A 14808-nucleotide genomic window follows, 5' to 3' on the forward strand; every position below is an offset into this window, starting at 1 on the left:
TGTATTAAAAAAAAGCCACTTTAAGAAGTGGCTTTTTAAATAAAATTATGCAGTTAATGCCAGTTTTGCACCAAAAAGTAAGAATACGGCACCAATACAACTATTTGATAATGAAGCTAACCGTTTGTTATGTTTTACTTTATTAGTAATAGCAACACCGCCAAATATAAGAACTGATAAATAAAGCATACTGCATGTTTCTAAAATCACACCTAATACAAAGAATGGAACACCTGCATTTTCATACTTAGGATCGATAAACTGAATAAAGAAAGAAACATAAAAAATGATCATTTTTGGGTTAAGCATACTCAAAAATAACGCCTTAACATAAAGACCATCTTTTGCTTTTACAGTAACTTCAGACACTTGCTCTGGCGTCTCTTTTTTCTTTTGGAACGTTGCATATAACGTTTTTAACCCTAAATAGGTTAAATAAAGTGCACCAGCATATTTAATGACAATAAAGAAGACGGGTGAAGTCTTGACTAATGAAGCAACCCCCAAAAATGCCAAAAAGATTAATAATGCATCACCCGTAAAAACACCAAGAGCGGCTTTATACCCCCCTTTTACGCCATGCTTCGCACTGGAAGTAAGGACGAAAATCGAGTTTGGACCTGGTACTAAAGTAATAAAAATAACGCCTAAAAGGTATGTCCAAATATTTGAAATACCGATACTTTCTAACATACGACGCCTTTTTTAAAAAAATAACATGCTGAATATGTGAGCTATCATATCTACAATATTTTTTTTGTAAAACAATAATCTTTATACCATCTAAAGATAAGTTAATTACTCTGCTTTTGTGTGTAAAAAGCAGCTTGTAAGTCTCTTTTTATAACTAATTTTAGATTAAAAAACCAGTTTGAATGTGCGTTATAGTATGATGCTGAAATTAAAATTTATACAGACTTAGTGTCTAATTAAAGTTACATATATGGAATTATAAACCACATATTGATTTAAATTTAGATGCAATACCCTATTGTTTGATTTGTGTTATGGTGCATTATTCTTTTTGTGATCTTAGGCGGTATTCTATTTTTAACATTAAAATAGCTTTACTCATTAATTTTATGAAAAATAAGTGTTTTTATTGATATTGAGTGAATTAATTAGCACGAAAAGCGAGGGAATAAAAAAGATTATATTTGCCAAAACCATTATTCTAGGTTGTTTTTTTATTTTTACCTTTATCTTGCATTTATCTTCACACCAGAGATGGAGTTACGCCGCTTTGCTCAAAATGAGATTATTGCAGCTGAAGATTACATTGATAATAGTGATGTACATCACCCTGAGCGTATTGCATGCCACGCATGAGCGACTTTTTATGATAATTTTACACAAACAGGTAAACTAACAATAAAACAGGTTGCTGTCGGTGAAAGGCCTATGCCTAAAGATGAAATGCCAATTATTGGAAGAAATATCTCCTTATCAGAGATTATATCTTGTTACTATGCACGCTACCGTGACATTGTCACCTTTATCATGTGGATTAGTTGCACAAGAACTTATTTACGAAAAAGCGGAACCTCTATTAACGCCTTATCGCGTATCACGATTCAGCTAGAGAACCATTATGGATGCACAACTGTATAAAGAATTTAAAATAGTAGAAAAAGCCTTTTGGTCAGAAATTTGTGAAAATAATATTCGTATTGGTGATCATACTCACTGCTTTATGACACCAATGGATGCAGCCATTTTTAACTTTATTTATTTGCGCCAAGGCGCAACAGAAAGTTCATTCCAGCAAGCCAGCACTCTTTTTACTTCGCAGAAAAAAAATCATATTTTGGTATTACCCGAGTCATTGTTGTCTGAATTTGAAGAAATAATAAAAAATGCAGGTTATACCGGTGATGGTATGACAACCGCAATGTATTTAACATTATCGGAAGCGGTATTCCCATCTTATAGAAATAATCCTTGTGATATCATTTTAACCAATCACAACCTTGAACAGTGGGCGCACCCATTAAAAACGGCGTTTCCAGTGGGGAATGATAGTGATGATACGATTGTTAATGAATATATTCGCTATCATCAGAAAGCATTAGATAATGGCGCAGCTATTTTCCATTACGCGTTATTAGTTGATGGTCAGCCAGTCTCTTCATTAACGTTAACAATACACAATAAATTAGCGCGTTTTGATGATATTGGGACAGATATTGCCTATCAAGGTAATGGTTATGCGACACATTTGATTAAGCATGTTTTAGAGTTTTGCCGTGAGCAAGGCGTTGAACGTTGCTTCTTAGATGCATCAGCCGATGGTTTAGCGCTATACCGTAAGTTTGGTTTTAAATCGCTCTTTAACTATCTTAGTTTTATTAAAGAATAAAAGCAGCTATATGAATAGGCTCAATCATGTTTGTTGAGCCTATTTTTTAAATATTAATAAAGACTAAGCCTTTTCTCAGCATCTTGTTTATCTTTATCGCTAATTTGTCTTATCACTCGACAAGGATTTCCAACAGCAACGCAATTAGCCGGAATAGATTTTGTGACTACACTGCCGGCACCTATAACGCAATTATCACCAATAGCCACACCAGGTAAGATAATACACCCTGCACCTAACCATACTGAATTACCGATAGTAATCGGTAATGCATATTCTAATTCACTGCTGCGTATTTCAGGATCAATCGGATGAGTTGCAGTTAAAATACTGACATTTGGCGCACACATCACATTGTGTCCAATTTTTACTGGAGCACAATCTAATATCGTTAGATTAAAATTAGCGTAAAATGACTCACCAATTTCAATTAACTGACCATAGTCACAATGAAATGGTGGCTCAATAGTAAAATTATTGCCCGTTTTTCCTAAAAGCTGTTTTAAATATGTCTTTCTCTTTTCAACGTCAGAAGGACGCGTCATATTAAAATCATAAATAATTTCACGCGCTTTTACTCTAAGTGGTTCTAAACTGTCATCTTTACTAGCATGGTAAAGATGACCTGATACCATTTTTTCGTATTCCGTCATTGTGATACTCCGAATTTGAAATAAAACAGTTTAGATAAACGTCAATATTGATTTTCTTATTCTAGCGTTAATTAACTTAAATTAGCGGTGTTTTTTTAGCCCATTAAGTGCGGCTTACATTTTATTAAGAATAAATGCCATTAAATAGCAGTGAGCCACCAGCAAAAATTAGCATGGCATCTAATAGCCATTGAAAAAGTTTTGGTGTCAGTTTTAATACCAGTTTTTTACCAAAGTAATTTCCTACGGTTAAGCCACAACCTACTAACACTCCACTAATAAAGATAAAGCTATTAACTGCACCTAGTTGGCTAAATGTCAGGGCTTTAGTGAGATAAATAACAAATGAGGCAGCTGCTTCAGTTGCAAGTAATGGTCCTAATGTCAGACCATATGCAGAGAATATGGGAATAGTTAATGGTCCTGTGGAAAACACAATCCCTGTTAAATAGCCGATAACTGCACCTGCAATAATAACTTGGTAAGTTTTCATTTTGACTTGATGTTTGCGTAATAAGTGGATCACGGGGATCATCAATATAAAAAATATTCCCATACCAATATTTAGCCATTTTTCAGACATTATCCATAATGTATTAGCACCAAGAATAACGGCTGGAATACTGGGTAATAGATAATAAAATAGTGGTTTAAAGCGAATACTGTGACGCCATAAATAAATACGTGATAAATTTCCCATCACTGACGCTAATGCCATAATCGGTACGGCTTCCTTAGCACCAAATACATAAGTCAAAGCGGGAATTAATAAAATAGAAGAGCCCGTTCCTACAACGCCACTGATTACACCAGACAATACTGCCAATAAAATAACCGCGATAAAACTCATTATCATCCTTTAAGTTCAATAAGTTAAAGACGCTTTATCATACCCGTCTTCTTTATTTTTACCTGTGATAAAATATCACGGTATTGTGAGTTTTAATCAGAAAGCCGCTTTATTTATGATGAATAAACTATAATGAGAAAATTATGATGAGAAACCTTCCTCCATTACCTTCATTGCGTGCTTTCTTAGTCGCTTGCCATAGTCAAAGTTATACTGAAGCCGCACAGACATTATGTGTCACTCATGGTGCGATCAGTCGTCATATCCAAGTTATAGAAAAATGGTTTGGTGTCACCTTATTCAATAAACAAGGTTTACGCCGCGTACCCACTCCTTATGCATTGACGCTAGCGCAAGAGTTAAGTGACGTTTTTGATAAATTAAATGATATTGGTTTTCGTTATGGTAATGGTGGAAAAAATGATATTTTAAATATCAGTGTTCCTACAACACTTTGTTTAAAATGGCTTATTCCGCGAATGGAGGATTTTTATCTTCAATATCCTAATGCAAATATCCAAGTTGCTTCTGCAAATAGCGAGCGATTTCATTTGATTAGTCATGATGATCTGATTATTCGCCCTCAACCTCAGCAACAAGAGTATTCATCCGTTGTTTTTTTAGAGGATAAACATTGTTTAATTGCTTCTGAAAAATTCTTAAAACGTTACAACGTCACTAGATTTGAAGATGTTTTTGACTGCCCCGTTATTGATACACTTACCCGCCCAGGTCATTGGCAACAATGGTTAATGGCGACTCATCTTAATACTCAGCGTTCATTCTCACGTCACTATCGCTTTGATCACTTTCATATTTCTCTTCAAGCCATTATTGAAGGATTAGGCCTCGGCATTGGCCCTGTTTCGATTTTGTCGAATGAAATAAATAGCGGTACTTTAAAAGTGTTATTTCCAAATATCCAAATTGTACCGATAAGCTACTACGCTTTAACACCATTAGGTGTACAAAAAACCAAAACACATCTTGATTTTGAACAATGGCTCACCCAACAAAAAAGTTAATTTTACTAATTAAATAAGTGATTTTTTTTCATGGAAATAGCAATTTCAATCCTATTTATTATACTTTTTAAAACTAATTTACAGCCATTTCATTAAAAACATCTAATGATTATCTTCTTTTTGTGAATAGGTAAAAACGCTAATCGTGCTGTTTTTATAATTCGCGATCTTTCTCTACTATATTATTAAACTCATTTAAATTCAATTTATTAAGATCAAAAAATAAGTAAATTAACTTATTTAAATTATTTTGATTTTAAATAATCTGTTATAAACACTTATTGTTTAACTTAAATTAACGTTCTATGCTGATATCTATATATAAAATTTATTAATTTATTTGCTAGCAACGAAGGACGATGAGATGTCTGTAGCTGTGACAAAAAAAGCAATAGAAAAACTAATTAATGGGTATGAATCTGATCCTTTTGCACTTCTTGGTATGCATGAAACATCGGCAGGTTTAGAGGTTCGTGCTTTTTTACCAGATGCAGTTGCAGTCAGTGTCATCGATAGAAAAAATGGCCGAAAAGTAGCAACACTAGAGCGTAAACACCCTAGTGGTTTTTTCTGTGGTGCTATCCCCCGACGTAAACGCCGTTTTAGTTACTGTTTAGATGTAACGTGGGAAAATGCACAAGGTGTCGTTGATGATCCCTATCAATTTGGCATTTTATTGCAAGAAATGGATATTTGGTTTTTAGCGCAAGGCCATCACTCCCGCCCTTACCAATGTTTAGGCGCACACCCTGCAAAACTGGGTGATATCGATGGTATTACTTTTGCAGTATGGGCGCCCAACGCAAAAAGCGTAAGTGTTGTAGGCGATTTCTCATTCTGGGATGAACGTCGTTTTCCAATGCGATTACGCCGTGAAAGTGGAATATGGGAGCTCTTCCTTCCACAAGCTCATCTAGGTGATTGTTATAAATATTCTATTCTTGATGCGAATGGTGAACGTCGATTAAAAGCCGATCCTTATGCTTTTGAAACACAAATACGCCCTGAAACCGCATCAATTATCAATACATTACCACCAATCAAACCAATGCCATTATCGCGTCAGCAAGCGAATCAGCGTAATGCACCTATCTCTATTTATGAAGTTCATTTAGGTTCATGGCGCAGACATACTGACGATCAAAGCTGGTTAAGCTATCGAGAATTAGCTGAACAGTTAATTCCATATGTTAAAGAGATGGGTTTTACTCATATTGAGTTGCTCCCTATTAATGAGCATCCTTTTGATGGCTCATGGGGATATCAACCATTAGGGTTATATTCACCAACTCGTCGCTTTGGCTCCCCAATGGATTTCCGTGACTTTATTGAAGTAGCACATCAAGCAGAAATTAACGTTATTTTAGATTGGGTTCCTGGTCATTTCCCTGAAGATGATTACGGTTTACGTAATTTTGATGGCACATCACTCTATGAATATGCGGATAGACGTGAAGGCTTTCATCCCGATTGGAATACTTTGATTTATAACTATGGGCGCAATGAAGTGCTGAATTACCTTTCTGGTAATTTATTGTATTGGCATGAGCATTTTGCACTAGATGGTTTCCGTTTCGATGCTGTTGCCTCCATGCTTTATCGTGATTACAGCCGAAAAGAAGGCGAATGGATACCCAATAAACACGGTGGACGTGAGAATTTAGAAGCCATTGATTTTATTCGCCATACCAATAAATTACTGGGCACAACTTGCCCCGCTACTGTCACAATTGCAGAAGAATCTACTGATTTTCCAGGTGTTACCTTACCGCCTGATGATGGTGGCTTAGGTTTTAATTACAAATGGAATATGGGTTGGATGCATGACACGTTAGCTTATATGCAACGTGATCCTATCTACCGTAAATTTCACCACAATCAAATGACCTTTGGCATGCTCTATGCCTATAACGAAAACTTTGTTCTACCTCTTTCTCATGATGAATTTGTGCATGGTAAAGGTTCGTTGATTGGCCGCATGGTGGGCGATGATTGGCAAAAATTTGCCAATTTACGTGCATATCTCGGCTTTATGTGGGCTTATCCCGGCAAAAAACTGCTATTTATGGGATGTGAGTTTGCACAATGGCGTGAATGGAACCACGACAGCAGCTTAGATTGGCATCTTCTCGAAGAGCCAAATAACCCACATCAAGGTGTTCAACACTTTGTACGTGATTTGAATCTTTCCTATCAAGCTAATGCTCCGCTTTATGAATGTGATTTTGAACGCGAAGGCTTTGAATGGCTTACCGTTGATGATCACGATAACTCTGTCTTTGCTTTTTGCCGTAAAGATGCGCAAGGCAATGAAATTATTATTATCAGTAATTTCACGCCTGTTGTTCATCACAATTATGTTGTCGGTGTAAATAAAGCAGGTACTTATCAGGAAATTCTCAACAGTGATTCTGAGTTTTATAACGGCAGTAATGTAGGAAATTTAGGTGAAATAGAAACAACCGCAAGTGCATTTAATGGCAAGCCTCACTCCTTGTCGTTGTCACTGCCTCCACTTGCGACGCTATATTTAAGATTGAAGGATTAATATGTCTTTAGATTATGGTCGCCCTTTTCCTATGGGCAGTCATTATGATGGCTATGGAGTAAACTTTACACTCTTTAGTGAAAATGCCACTAAAGTCATTCTTTGCCTGTTTGATAAAGCAGGCAAAGAGATCCGCTACCCATTACCGGGTAAAACGGGCGCAATTTGGCATGGATATTTGCCCGGTGCAGGGCCAGGTTTACATTATGGTTATCGTGTAGAGGGCGAATGGAACCCAGAGCAAGGATTGTTCTATCAACCTCAGCAACTATTATTAGATCCCTATGCAAAACAGGTGACAGGTATTGTTGATAATACATTACCTTACACCTCCCCTGTTTTTAATGCATTAGAGCATGATGATAGTGCGATTACACCTAAAGCAGTTATCACAGATGATAGCGGTTGTTTTTGCCATTCTTATAAAGAAAAAGGCACGTATCAGCGTTTAAATACGCCGTGGTCAGAAACCATTATTTACGAAGGACATGTAAAAGGACTGACAAAACTTCATCCTGAAATACCAGAGAAAATTGCGGGCACTTATGCAGCATTAGGGCATCCTGCCTTTATTGCACATTTGCAAAAATTAGGCATTACGGCATTAGAACTGTTACCCGTTCAATACCATTTAACAGAGCCACATCTTCATAAAATCGGATTAAAAAATTATTGGGGTTATAACGTATTAGCGCCCTTTGCTTTATCGACACAATATTATTCCAACACAGGTCGGAATATTATGGATGAATTCCGAGAAGCAGTAAGGTGTTTACACAAAGCCAATATTGAAGTGATTTTAGATGTGGTATTCAACCATACAGCAGAATTAAGTGATCAATATGAAGGTTATATTGTTTCGCAGCGCGGTATTGATAATCAAAGCTATTATTGGCTAAACGACGAAAATAAAGCACAAAATTGGACTGGCTGTGGCAATACTCTAAATTTAAGTCGCCCTGAAACAGTGCAGTGGGTTATGGATTGCCTGCGTTATTGGGTGACAGAATTTCATATCGATGGTTTTCGTTTTGATTTAGCGACAAGTCTTGGTCGAGTTCCTTATTTTGATACTCAATCACCATTACTGACAGCGATACGACAAGATCCGCTGCTGTCCCGTATCAAACTTATCGCAGAGCCTTGGGACTTAGGCTCTGATGGTTATCAAGTCGGTAATTTCCCTGTTCCATTTACAGAATGGAATGATGGCTATCGCGATGTTATTCGTCGTTTTTGGTTATGGCGTGATGTGGCTATTGCGACATTTGCAGACAATATTACGGGCTCTGCAAAGCTGTATCACAAAAATGGTAGACCTCCCTATTCTAGCGTCAATATGATAACTAGCCACGACGGCTTTACACTACGGGATTTAGTAAGTTATCAGAACAAACATAACGAGGAGAATGGAGAATCAAACCTAGATGGACATAACACCAATTACAGTGTGAATTTTGGTGAAGAAGGTTTGATAGTCAACGAAAAAATAAGTCAACACAGATTGCTTGCAACTCGGAATATGCTTGCAACCTTACTGCTTTCTAGAGGAACACCTCATTTACTCGCCGGTGATGAAGTGGGTAATACGCAATATGGTAATAACAACGCTTATTGTCAGGATAATAAAGTCAGTTGGATCAAATGGTTTCAACAACCTTATGACTTAACTGATTACATTCGCCACCTTATTGAATTACGTCACCAAATTACACCTTTAAGTTCGCTTAAGTGGTGGGAAGAAGATAGCCAAAACGTGGTTTGGTTAAATCAGAATGCTCAGCCTATGAGTCATGAAGAATGGCAACAACTTCCACCCTCACCATTACAACTTCTTTTAGCGCAACAATGGATCTTAATGTTTAACCCATTAAGAAACAACGCTGTTTTTTCTTTACCTGAAGGGTCTTGGTCCTGCTTGCTTGATACGGTTAGCTGGCCTGATTGTCACCCGACACAATCTCAGCATTGTGAAATACAACCTAACAGTATCACCCTTTGGCGAAATAGCGTTTTTTATACTCAGTCTTCTACTGAAAAATTACCCATTATTTCCTCCCAAGTTAAGTAATTTGATTGGAGTGCTATAACTATGATAACAACAGAACAAGGCCAAAAATTAATGTTGGCACAACAACTTCCTAAAGAGGCAATTGCACTCGTTTTAGCGGGAGGTCGTGGTACACGCTTAAAAGCATTGACTTCAAAACGTGCAAAACCGGCGGTTTTCTTTGGTGGGAAATTTCGAATTATCGACTTTACGCTGTCAAACTGCCTTAACTCAGGAATTCGCCGTATTGGTGTAATCACCCAATATCAATCGCACTCTTTGGTTCAACATATTCAGCGTGGTTGGTCATTCTTTAACGAAGATATGAATGAGTTCGTTGATTTATTACCCGCTCAGCAACGTCGTAATACCGAACATTGGTATATGGGTACAGCTGATGCTATCTATCAAAACCTCGATATTCTTCGTAGCTACAAAGCAAAATATGTCGTGATTTTAGCTGGCGACCATATTTATAAAATGAACTATGCGCGTTTATTACTTGATCACGTTGAAAACAAATCAAAATTCACCGTAGCTTGTATTCGTGTTCCTAAAGAAGATGCATTCCAATTTGGTATTATGGATATCGATGAAAATCGTAGAGTGCTCAATTTCTTAGAAAAACCATCAAACCCGCCTTGTATTCCTGATGATCCAGATCACTCATTAGCAAGTATGGGCATTTATGTGGTAGATAGAGATTATCTCTTTGATTTATTGGAAGAAGATAGCCGCGATCCAAATTCACATCATGACTTTGGCCAAGATATCATTCCTAAGATCACAGAACGTGGTGATGTTCTTGCCCACCCATTTGAACTCTCTTGTGTCAGCTCAGATCCTTCAGTACCACCATACTGGCGCGATGTAGGTACTATTGAAGCATATTGGGCAGCTAATCTCGACTTAGCCTCTGTAACACCAGAGCTTGATATGTATGCGAAAGATTGGCCAATCCGCACCTTTATGACACCTTTACCGCCAGCCAAGTTTGTTCAAGATAATCATGGTGAACATGGACAAATGATGAACTCGCTGATTGCTGACGGCTGTATTATCAATGGTTCAACGCTCTATTCATCTATTCTATTCCCATTAGTTCGTGTTGAATCTTTCTGCCATATTGAAGATTCTGTGATTTTACCTGATGTGACGGTGAGCCATCATTGCTACTTAAAACGCTGTATTATTGAACGTAGCTGTACAATTCCAGAAGGCACAGTGATTGGGATGAATGCAGAAGAAGATGCTGCGCGTTTCCACCGCACTGAAGAAGGCATCGTGCTTGTAACAAGAGAAATGCTTGAGCAACTAGCGCGTAAAGAAAAAGAAAATCCAACTGAAACAAGTGCAGAACAAAAACCTCAAAATGAGGAGGCATTTTCGTGAATGTCCTTCACTGTTGTTCTGAATTATTCCCTCTGCTAAAAACAGGGGGATTAGCTGATGTTATGGGCTCTTTGCCTTTAGCTCAGAAAAAAATAGGCTTAGATGCGCGGGTGGTTATTCCCGCATTTCCTGCTATCAAAGATAATATTCCCGATCTCAAATTAGTGACTAATATCGATACGTTTGCAGGTAATGTTTCTCTGCTTTACGGACAATACCACGGTGTTGATATTTATCTTATTGATGCACCTCATCTTTATCAACGTACAGGTAGTCCTTATCACGATCAACATCAACATCCTTATGGTGATAATGTTTTTCGTTTTGCCCTATTAGGTTGGGTGGCAAGTGAACTATCAGCGGGATTAGATCCCTTATGGCGAGCGGATGTTGTTCATGCTCATGATTGGCATGCAGGACTAGCTTGTGCTTATCTCGCGGTTAAACATTACTCCGCAAAATCTGTTTTTACTGTTCATAATCTGGCTTATAAAGGCGAGTTTTCACCCTATCATCTGCATCAGCTTGAATTACCTGATTACAGTTTTTCAATTAATGGACTGGAATATTACGGGCAAATTTCATTCCTAAAAGCAGGTCTTTTTTATGCTAACCACATTACGACAGTCAGCCCAACTTATGCCAAAGAGATAACCACTCACGAGTTTGGTTACGGTTTAGAGGGATTATTACGCCAACGCGCTTATGAACAGCGATTAAGTGGCATCTTAAATGGTATTGATGAGGCCGTTTGGGACCCTGCGACAGACAGCTTAATTACGCGTCGTTACGATGTTAAAAACCTGAATAAGCGTTTAGAAAACAAAACCGCATTACAGAAAAAATGTGGTTTATCTGTTAACAATAGCGCCCTACTTTTTGCAGCTGTCAGTCGTTTAACTTCGCAAAAAGGGCTCGATTTAGTGATTGAAACGCTCCCTGATATCGTTGAACAAGGCGGTCAGTTTATTTTATTAGGTACTGGCGATAGTCACCTTGAAGCGGCATTTTTACATGCACAACAACAGTATCCGCAAAATGTAGTGGTACATATTGGCTATGACGAGAGTTTTTCACACCAAGTTGTCGCAGGTGCTGATGTGATTATGGTGCCTAGTCGTTTTGAACCTTGTGGGTTAACTCAGTTATATGGTTTGAAATATGGAGCCTTACCTTTAGTAAGACACACAGGTGGATTAGCCGACACGGTTAATGATTGTTCATTAGAAAATTTAGCGCATCACCAAGCGACGGGTTTTGTTTTCTATGAAGCGACTCCTGACTCTCTGCGTCAAGCTATAAACCGAGCCTTTACCTTATGGGGTATGCCTAAACAGTGGCAACAGGCTCAAACTGATGGCATGAATCAAACTATTTTTAGTTGGGAAACCGCGGCAAAAACGTATGCGACACTGTATCAAAATTTATAGACATGAAGTCTATTTGAACCAGTGGATAACAAAAAGAGATTTATAATGAAAAATTTATGTGAATTTGATTATTTATCACCCGATAAGGATATTGAATCATTAAAGCGTTCCATTGTTTATAAACTTATGTTTATCGTTGGTACGTCGCCAAAATATGCAACACCAACAGATTGGTTAAATGCAACCTCTTACGCTATTAGAGACCGTTTAGTCGAGCGTTGGTTAAAATCAACCAAAGCGGAGCTTTCACCAAAAGTAAAACAAGTTTATTACATTTCGATGGAGTTTCTCATGGGGCGTTTTTTGACAAACGCCATGCTCTCTTTAGGTGTTTATCACGAAGTCAAAGAGGCATTAAAAGAGTTAGGTCTTGATCTTGAAAAACAAATCGAACTCGAGCCCGATCCAGGTTTAGGTAATGGGGGGCTAGGTCGATTGGCTGCATGCTTCCTTGATTCTTGTGCCACACTAGGTTATCCCGTTACAGGTTATGGTATTCGTTATGAATACGGAATGTTCCGCCAACAAATTAAAAATGGCGAACAACATGAAGTTGCGGATAACTGGCTTGAAAAAGGTAATCCTTGGGAATTCCCTCGTCATGATCTGCAATTTGAAGTGGATTTTGGCGGACGTTTACAACAAGAAGGTGAGAAAAGTTATTGGGTTGATACCTTTAATGTTATGGCACAACCTTATGATTCTATTGTTCCTGGTTATAACACCCAAGCGACAGACACCATTCGTTTGTGGTCAGCCAAATCAAATGTTGCGTTTAACTTAGGTAAATTTAATAAAGGTGAATATCTAGAAGCAACAGAAGCAAAAGATCGCTCTGAAAATATCTCTCGTATTCTCTATCCTGATGATTCAACAATGTCAGGTAAAATGTTGCGTTTACAGCAAGAATATTTCTTAGTGAGTGCTTCTGTTCAAGATATTTTGCAACGTCATTATCATCTGCATCAACGCTTTGATAATTTAAAAGATTTTATTGCAATTCATCTTAATGATACTCACCCTGTTCTTGCTATTCCTGAGTTAATGCGTCAGCTGATTGATAATCATGGATTTAGCTGGGATGAGGCATGGGAACAAACTATTCATATATTCTCATACACCAACCATACATTAATGGGTGAAGCATTAGAGACTTGGCCTGTTGACATGCTAGGTCGTTCGCTTCCTCGCCATTTACAAATCATTTTCCAAATCAATGATAAATTCTTGAAACAAGTTAGAGCTCAATTCCCTAACGATAACGATTTATTGCGTCGTGTTTCTATTATTGATGAAGAGAATGGCCGTAATGTTCGTATGGCATGGTTAGCGGTTATTATTAGTCATCAGGTTAATGGTGTTTCTGAACTTCATAGCCAATTAATGGTGCAATCTTTATTTGCTGATTTTGCGATGTTCTATCCTAAGAAATTCTGCAATATTACCAATGGGATCACACCACGTCGTTGGTTGGCATTAGCAAACCCTTCTCTCTCTAAAGCAATTGATAGCCATATTGGTACAAACTGGCGAACTAATTTAGAGCAATTGGGTGAGTTAATGTCATTGGTAAAAGATAAAAATTTCTTGCACCAATTAAAAGATTCAAAACGTATCAATAAACAAAATCTTGCTCAGATCATTAAGGAAGATTTAAAGATTGATATTAATCCTGATGCACTGTTTGATGTACAAATCAAACGTATTCATGAATATAAACGTCAACTTCTCAATGTGTTAGGTATTATCACTCGTTATAATCGCATTTTAGAAAATCCAGAGAAAAATTGGGTACCTCGCGTATTTATTTTTGGCGGTAAGGCTGCTTCAGCCTATTATAATGCAAAGAAAATTATCAATCTTATCAACGATATTGCAAGTAAGATTAATAATGACGAGCGTATTAAAGATAAACTAAAAGTGATCTTTATTCCTAATTACGGCGTAAGTTTAGCGCAACATATTATCCCTGCGGCAGATTTATCTGAGCAAATATCATTAGCAGGAACAGAAGCTTCTGGTACAGGAAATATGAAATTTGCCCTAAATGGTGCATTGACCATTGGTACACTTGATGGCGCGAATATTGAAATTGGTGAACATGTTGGTTTCGATAATATGTTTATCTTTGGTCACAATGCACAAGAAGTGGCGGAATTAAGACAGCGTTATTCCCCTCGTCGTTATTACGATGAAGATATTGAGTTACACACTGTGCTTAATCAAATCGCTAATGGTTTCTTTAATCCAACGGATCCTGATAAGTACAAATCAATTTTCGATAGCTTAATTGAATTTGGCGATCATTATCAGGTATTAGCTGATTATCGTAGTTATGTTGATACTCAAGATAGTGTTGATGTTCTCTATCAAGATGAAGATGCTTGGTTGAGAAAATCTGCGTTAAATATCTGCCAAATGGGTTATTTTTCTGCGGATCGTGCCGTAACAGAATATATGCAACGAATTTGGAAAGCTTCTGCGATTACATTGTAAAAACT

At 37.4% G+C, this 14808-nt stretch carries 10 protein-coding genes; 7 read left to right on the plus strand and 3 right to left on the minus strand.

Annotation, left to right across the window (positions count from 1 at the left end):
- Positions 1–45 precede the first annotated feature (45 nt).
- Positions 46–693 carry a leucine efflux protein LeuE gene (gene leuE / locus F1325_RS09475; protein ID WP_109372321.1) on the minus strand — a complete coding sequence of 216 codons (648 nt, stop codon included), beginning with the start codon at positions 691–693 and terminating at the stop codon, positions 46–48.
- 898 nt (positions 694–1591) lie between these two features.
- Here leuE and F1325_RS09480 point away from each other — a divergent pair.
- Positions 1592–2359, plus strand: coding sequence for a GNAT family N-acetyltransferase (locus F1325_RS09480; protein WP_109372320.1), 768 nt, complete (start codon positions 1592–1594; stop codon positions 2357–2359).
- A gap of 53 nt (positions 2360–2412) precedes the next feature.
- Here F1325_RS09480 and F1325_RS09485 read toward each other — a convergent pair whose 3' ends face one another.
- Positions 2413–3012 carry a sugar O-acetyltransferase gene (locus F1325_RS09485; RefSeq protein ID WP_109372319.1) on the minus strand — a complete coding sequence of 200 codons (600 nt, stop codon included), beginning with the start codon at positions 3010–3012 and terminating at the stop codon, positions 2413–2415.
- A gap of 124 nt (positions 3013–3136) precedes the next feature.
- On the minus strand, positions 3137–3862 hold the full coding sequence (locus F1325_RS09490; RefSeq protein WP_167392471.1) for a sulfite exporter TauE/SafE family protein: 726 nt from the start codon (positions 3860–3862) through the stop codon (positions 3137–3139).
- Positions 3863–4005: 143 nt separating this feature from the next.
- On the opposite strand from F1325_RS09490, the gene F1325_RS09495 reads away from it, so the two are divergent.
- The 6 genes from F1325_RS09495 (at position 4006) to glgP (ending at position 14803) form a co-directional block, all read left to right on the plus strand.
- Positions 4006–4887, plus strand: a complete 882-nt coding sequence (locus tag F1325_RS09495; protein WP_102086704.1) for a LysR substrate-binding domain-containing protein — start codon at positions 4006–4008, stop codon at positions 4885–4887.
- A gap of 364 nt (positions 4888–5251) precedes the next feature.
- Complete coding sequence (gene glgB / locus F1325_RS09500; RefSeq protein ID WP_160230363.1) at positions 5252–7435, plus strand: 1,4-alpha-glucan branching protein GlgB; 2184 nt, start codon at positions 5252–5254, stop codon at positions 7433–7435.
- Between the two features lies 1 nt (position 7436).
- Positions 7437–9506 carry a glycogen debranching protein GlgX gene (glgX, locus tag F1325_RS09505; protein ID WP_109372316.1) on the plus strand — a complete coding sequence of 690 codons (2070 nt, stop codon included), beginning with the start codon at positions 7437–7439 and terminating at the stop codon, positions 9504–9506.
- A 21-nt stretch (positions 9507–9527) separates the two neighbouring features.
- Positions 9528–10877, plus strand: a complete 1350-nt coding sequence (gene glgC / locus F1325_RS09510; protein ID WP_109372315.1) for a glucose-1-phosphate adenylyltransferase — start codon at positions 9528–9530, stop codon at positions 10875–10877.
- Complete coding sequence (gene glgA / locus F1325_RS09515) at positions 10874–12307, plus strand: glycogen synthase GlgA (protein WP_109372314.1); 1434 nt, start codon at positions 10874–10876, stop codon at positions 12305–12307. The genes glgC and glgA overlap by 4 nt, the downstream gene beginning before the upstream one ends.
- Positions 12308–12352: 45 nt before the next feature.
- The gene (gene glgP / locus F1325_RS09520) at positions 12353–14803 is read left to right on the plus strand and encodes a glycogen/starch/alpha-glucan family phosphorylase (RefSeq protein WP_109372313.1); all 2451 of its coding nucleotides are present in this window, start codon (positions 12353–12355) and stop codon (positions 14801–14803) included.
- Positions 14804–14808: the final 5 nt, after the last annotated feature.

The sequence above is a fragment of the Proteus columbae genome (assembly GCF_009914335.1).
Taxonomy (GTDB): Bacteria; Pseudomonadota; Gammaproteobacteria; order Enterobacterales; family Enterobacteriaceae; genus Proteus.

Bases quoted from the DNA above. Each gene is read 5' to 3' on its own strand.
- F1325_RS09490 (WP_167392471.1), bottom strand. From the start codon at position 3,862: ATGAGTTTTATCGCGGTTATTTTATTGGCAGTATTGTCTGGTGTAATC.
- glgP (WP_109372313.1), top strand. From the start codon at position 12,353: ATGAAAAATTTATGTGAATTTGATTATTTATCACCCGATAAGGATATT.
- F1325_RS09485 (WP_109372319.1), bottom strand. From the start codon at position 3,012: ATGACGGAATACGAAAAAATGGTATCAGGTCATCTTTACCATGCTAGT.
- glgX (WP_109372316.1), top strand. From the start codon at position 7,437: ATGTCTTTAGATTATGGTCGCCCTTTTCCTATGGGCAGTCATTATGAT.
- F1325_RS09480 (WP_109372320.1), top strand. From the start codon at position 1,592: ATGGATGCACAACTGTATAAAGAATTTAAAATAGTAGAAAAAGCCTTT.
- leuE (WP_109372321.1), bottom strand. From the start codon at position 693: ATGTTAGAAAGTATCGGTATTTCAAATATTTGGACATACCTTTTAGGC.
- glgC (WP_109372315.1), top strand. From the start codon at position 9,528: ATGATAACAACAGAACAAGGCCAAAAATTAATGTTGGCACAACAACTT.
- glgB (WP_160230363.1), top strand. From the start codon at position 5,252: ATGTCTGTAGCTGTGACAAAAAAAGCAATAGAAAAACTAATTAATGGG.
- F1325_RS09495 (WP_102086704.1), top strand. From the start codon at position 4,006: ATGATGAGAAACCTTCCTCCATTACCTTCATTGCGTGCTTTCTTAGTC.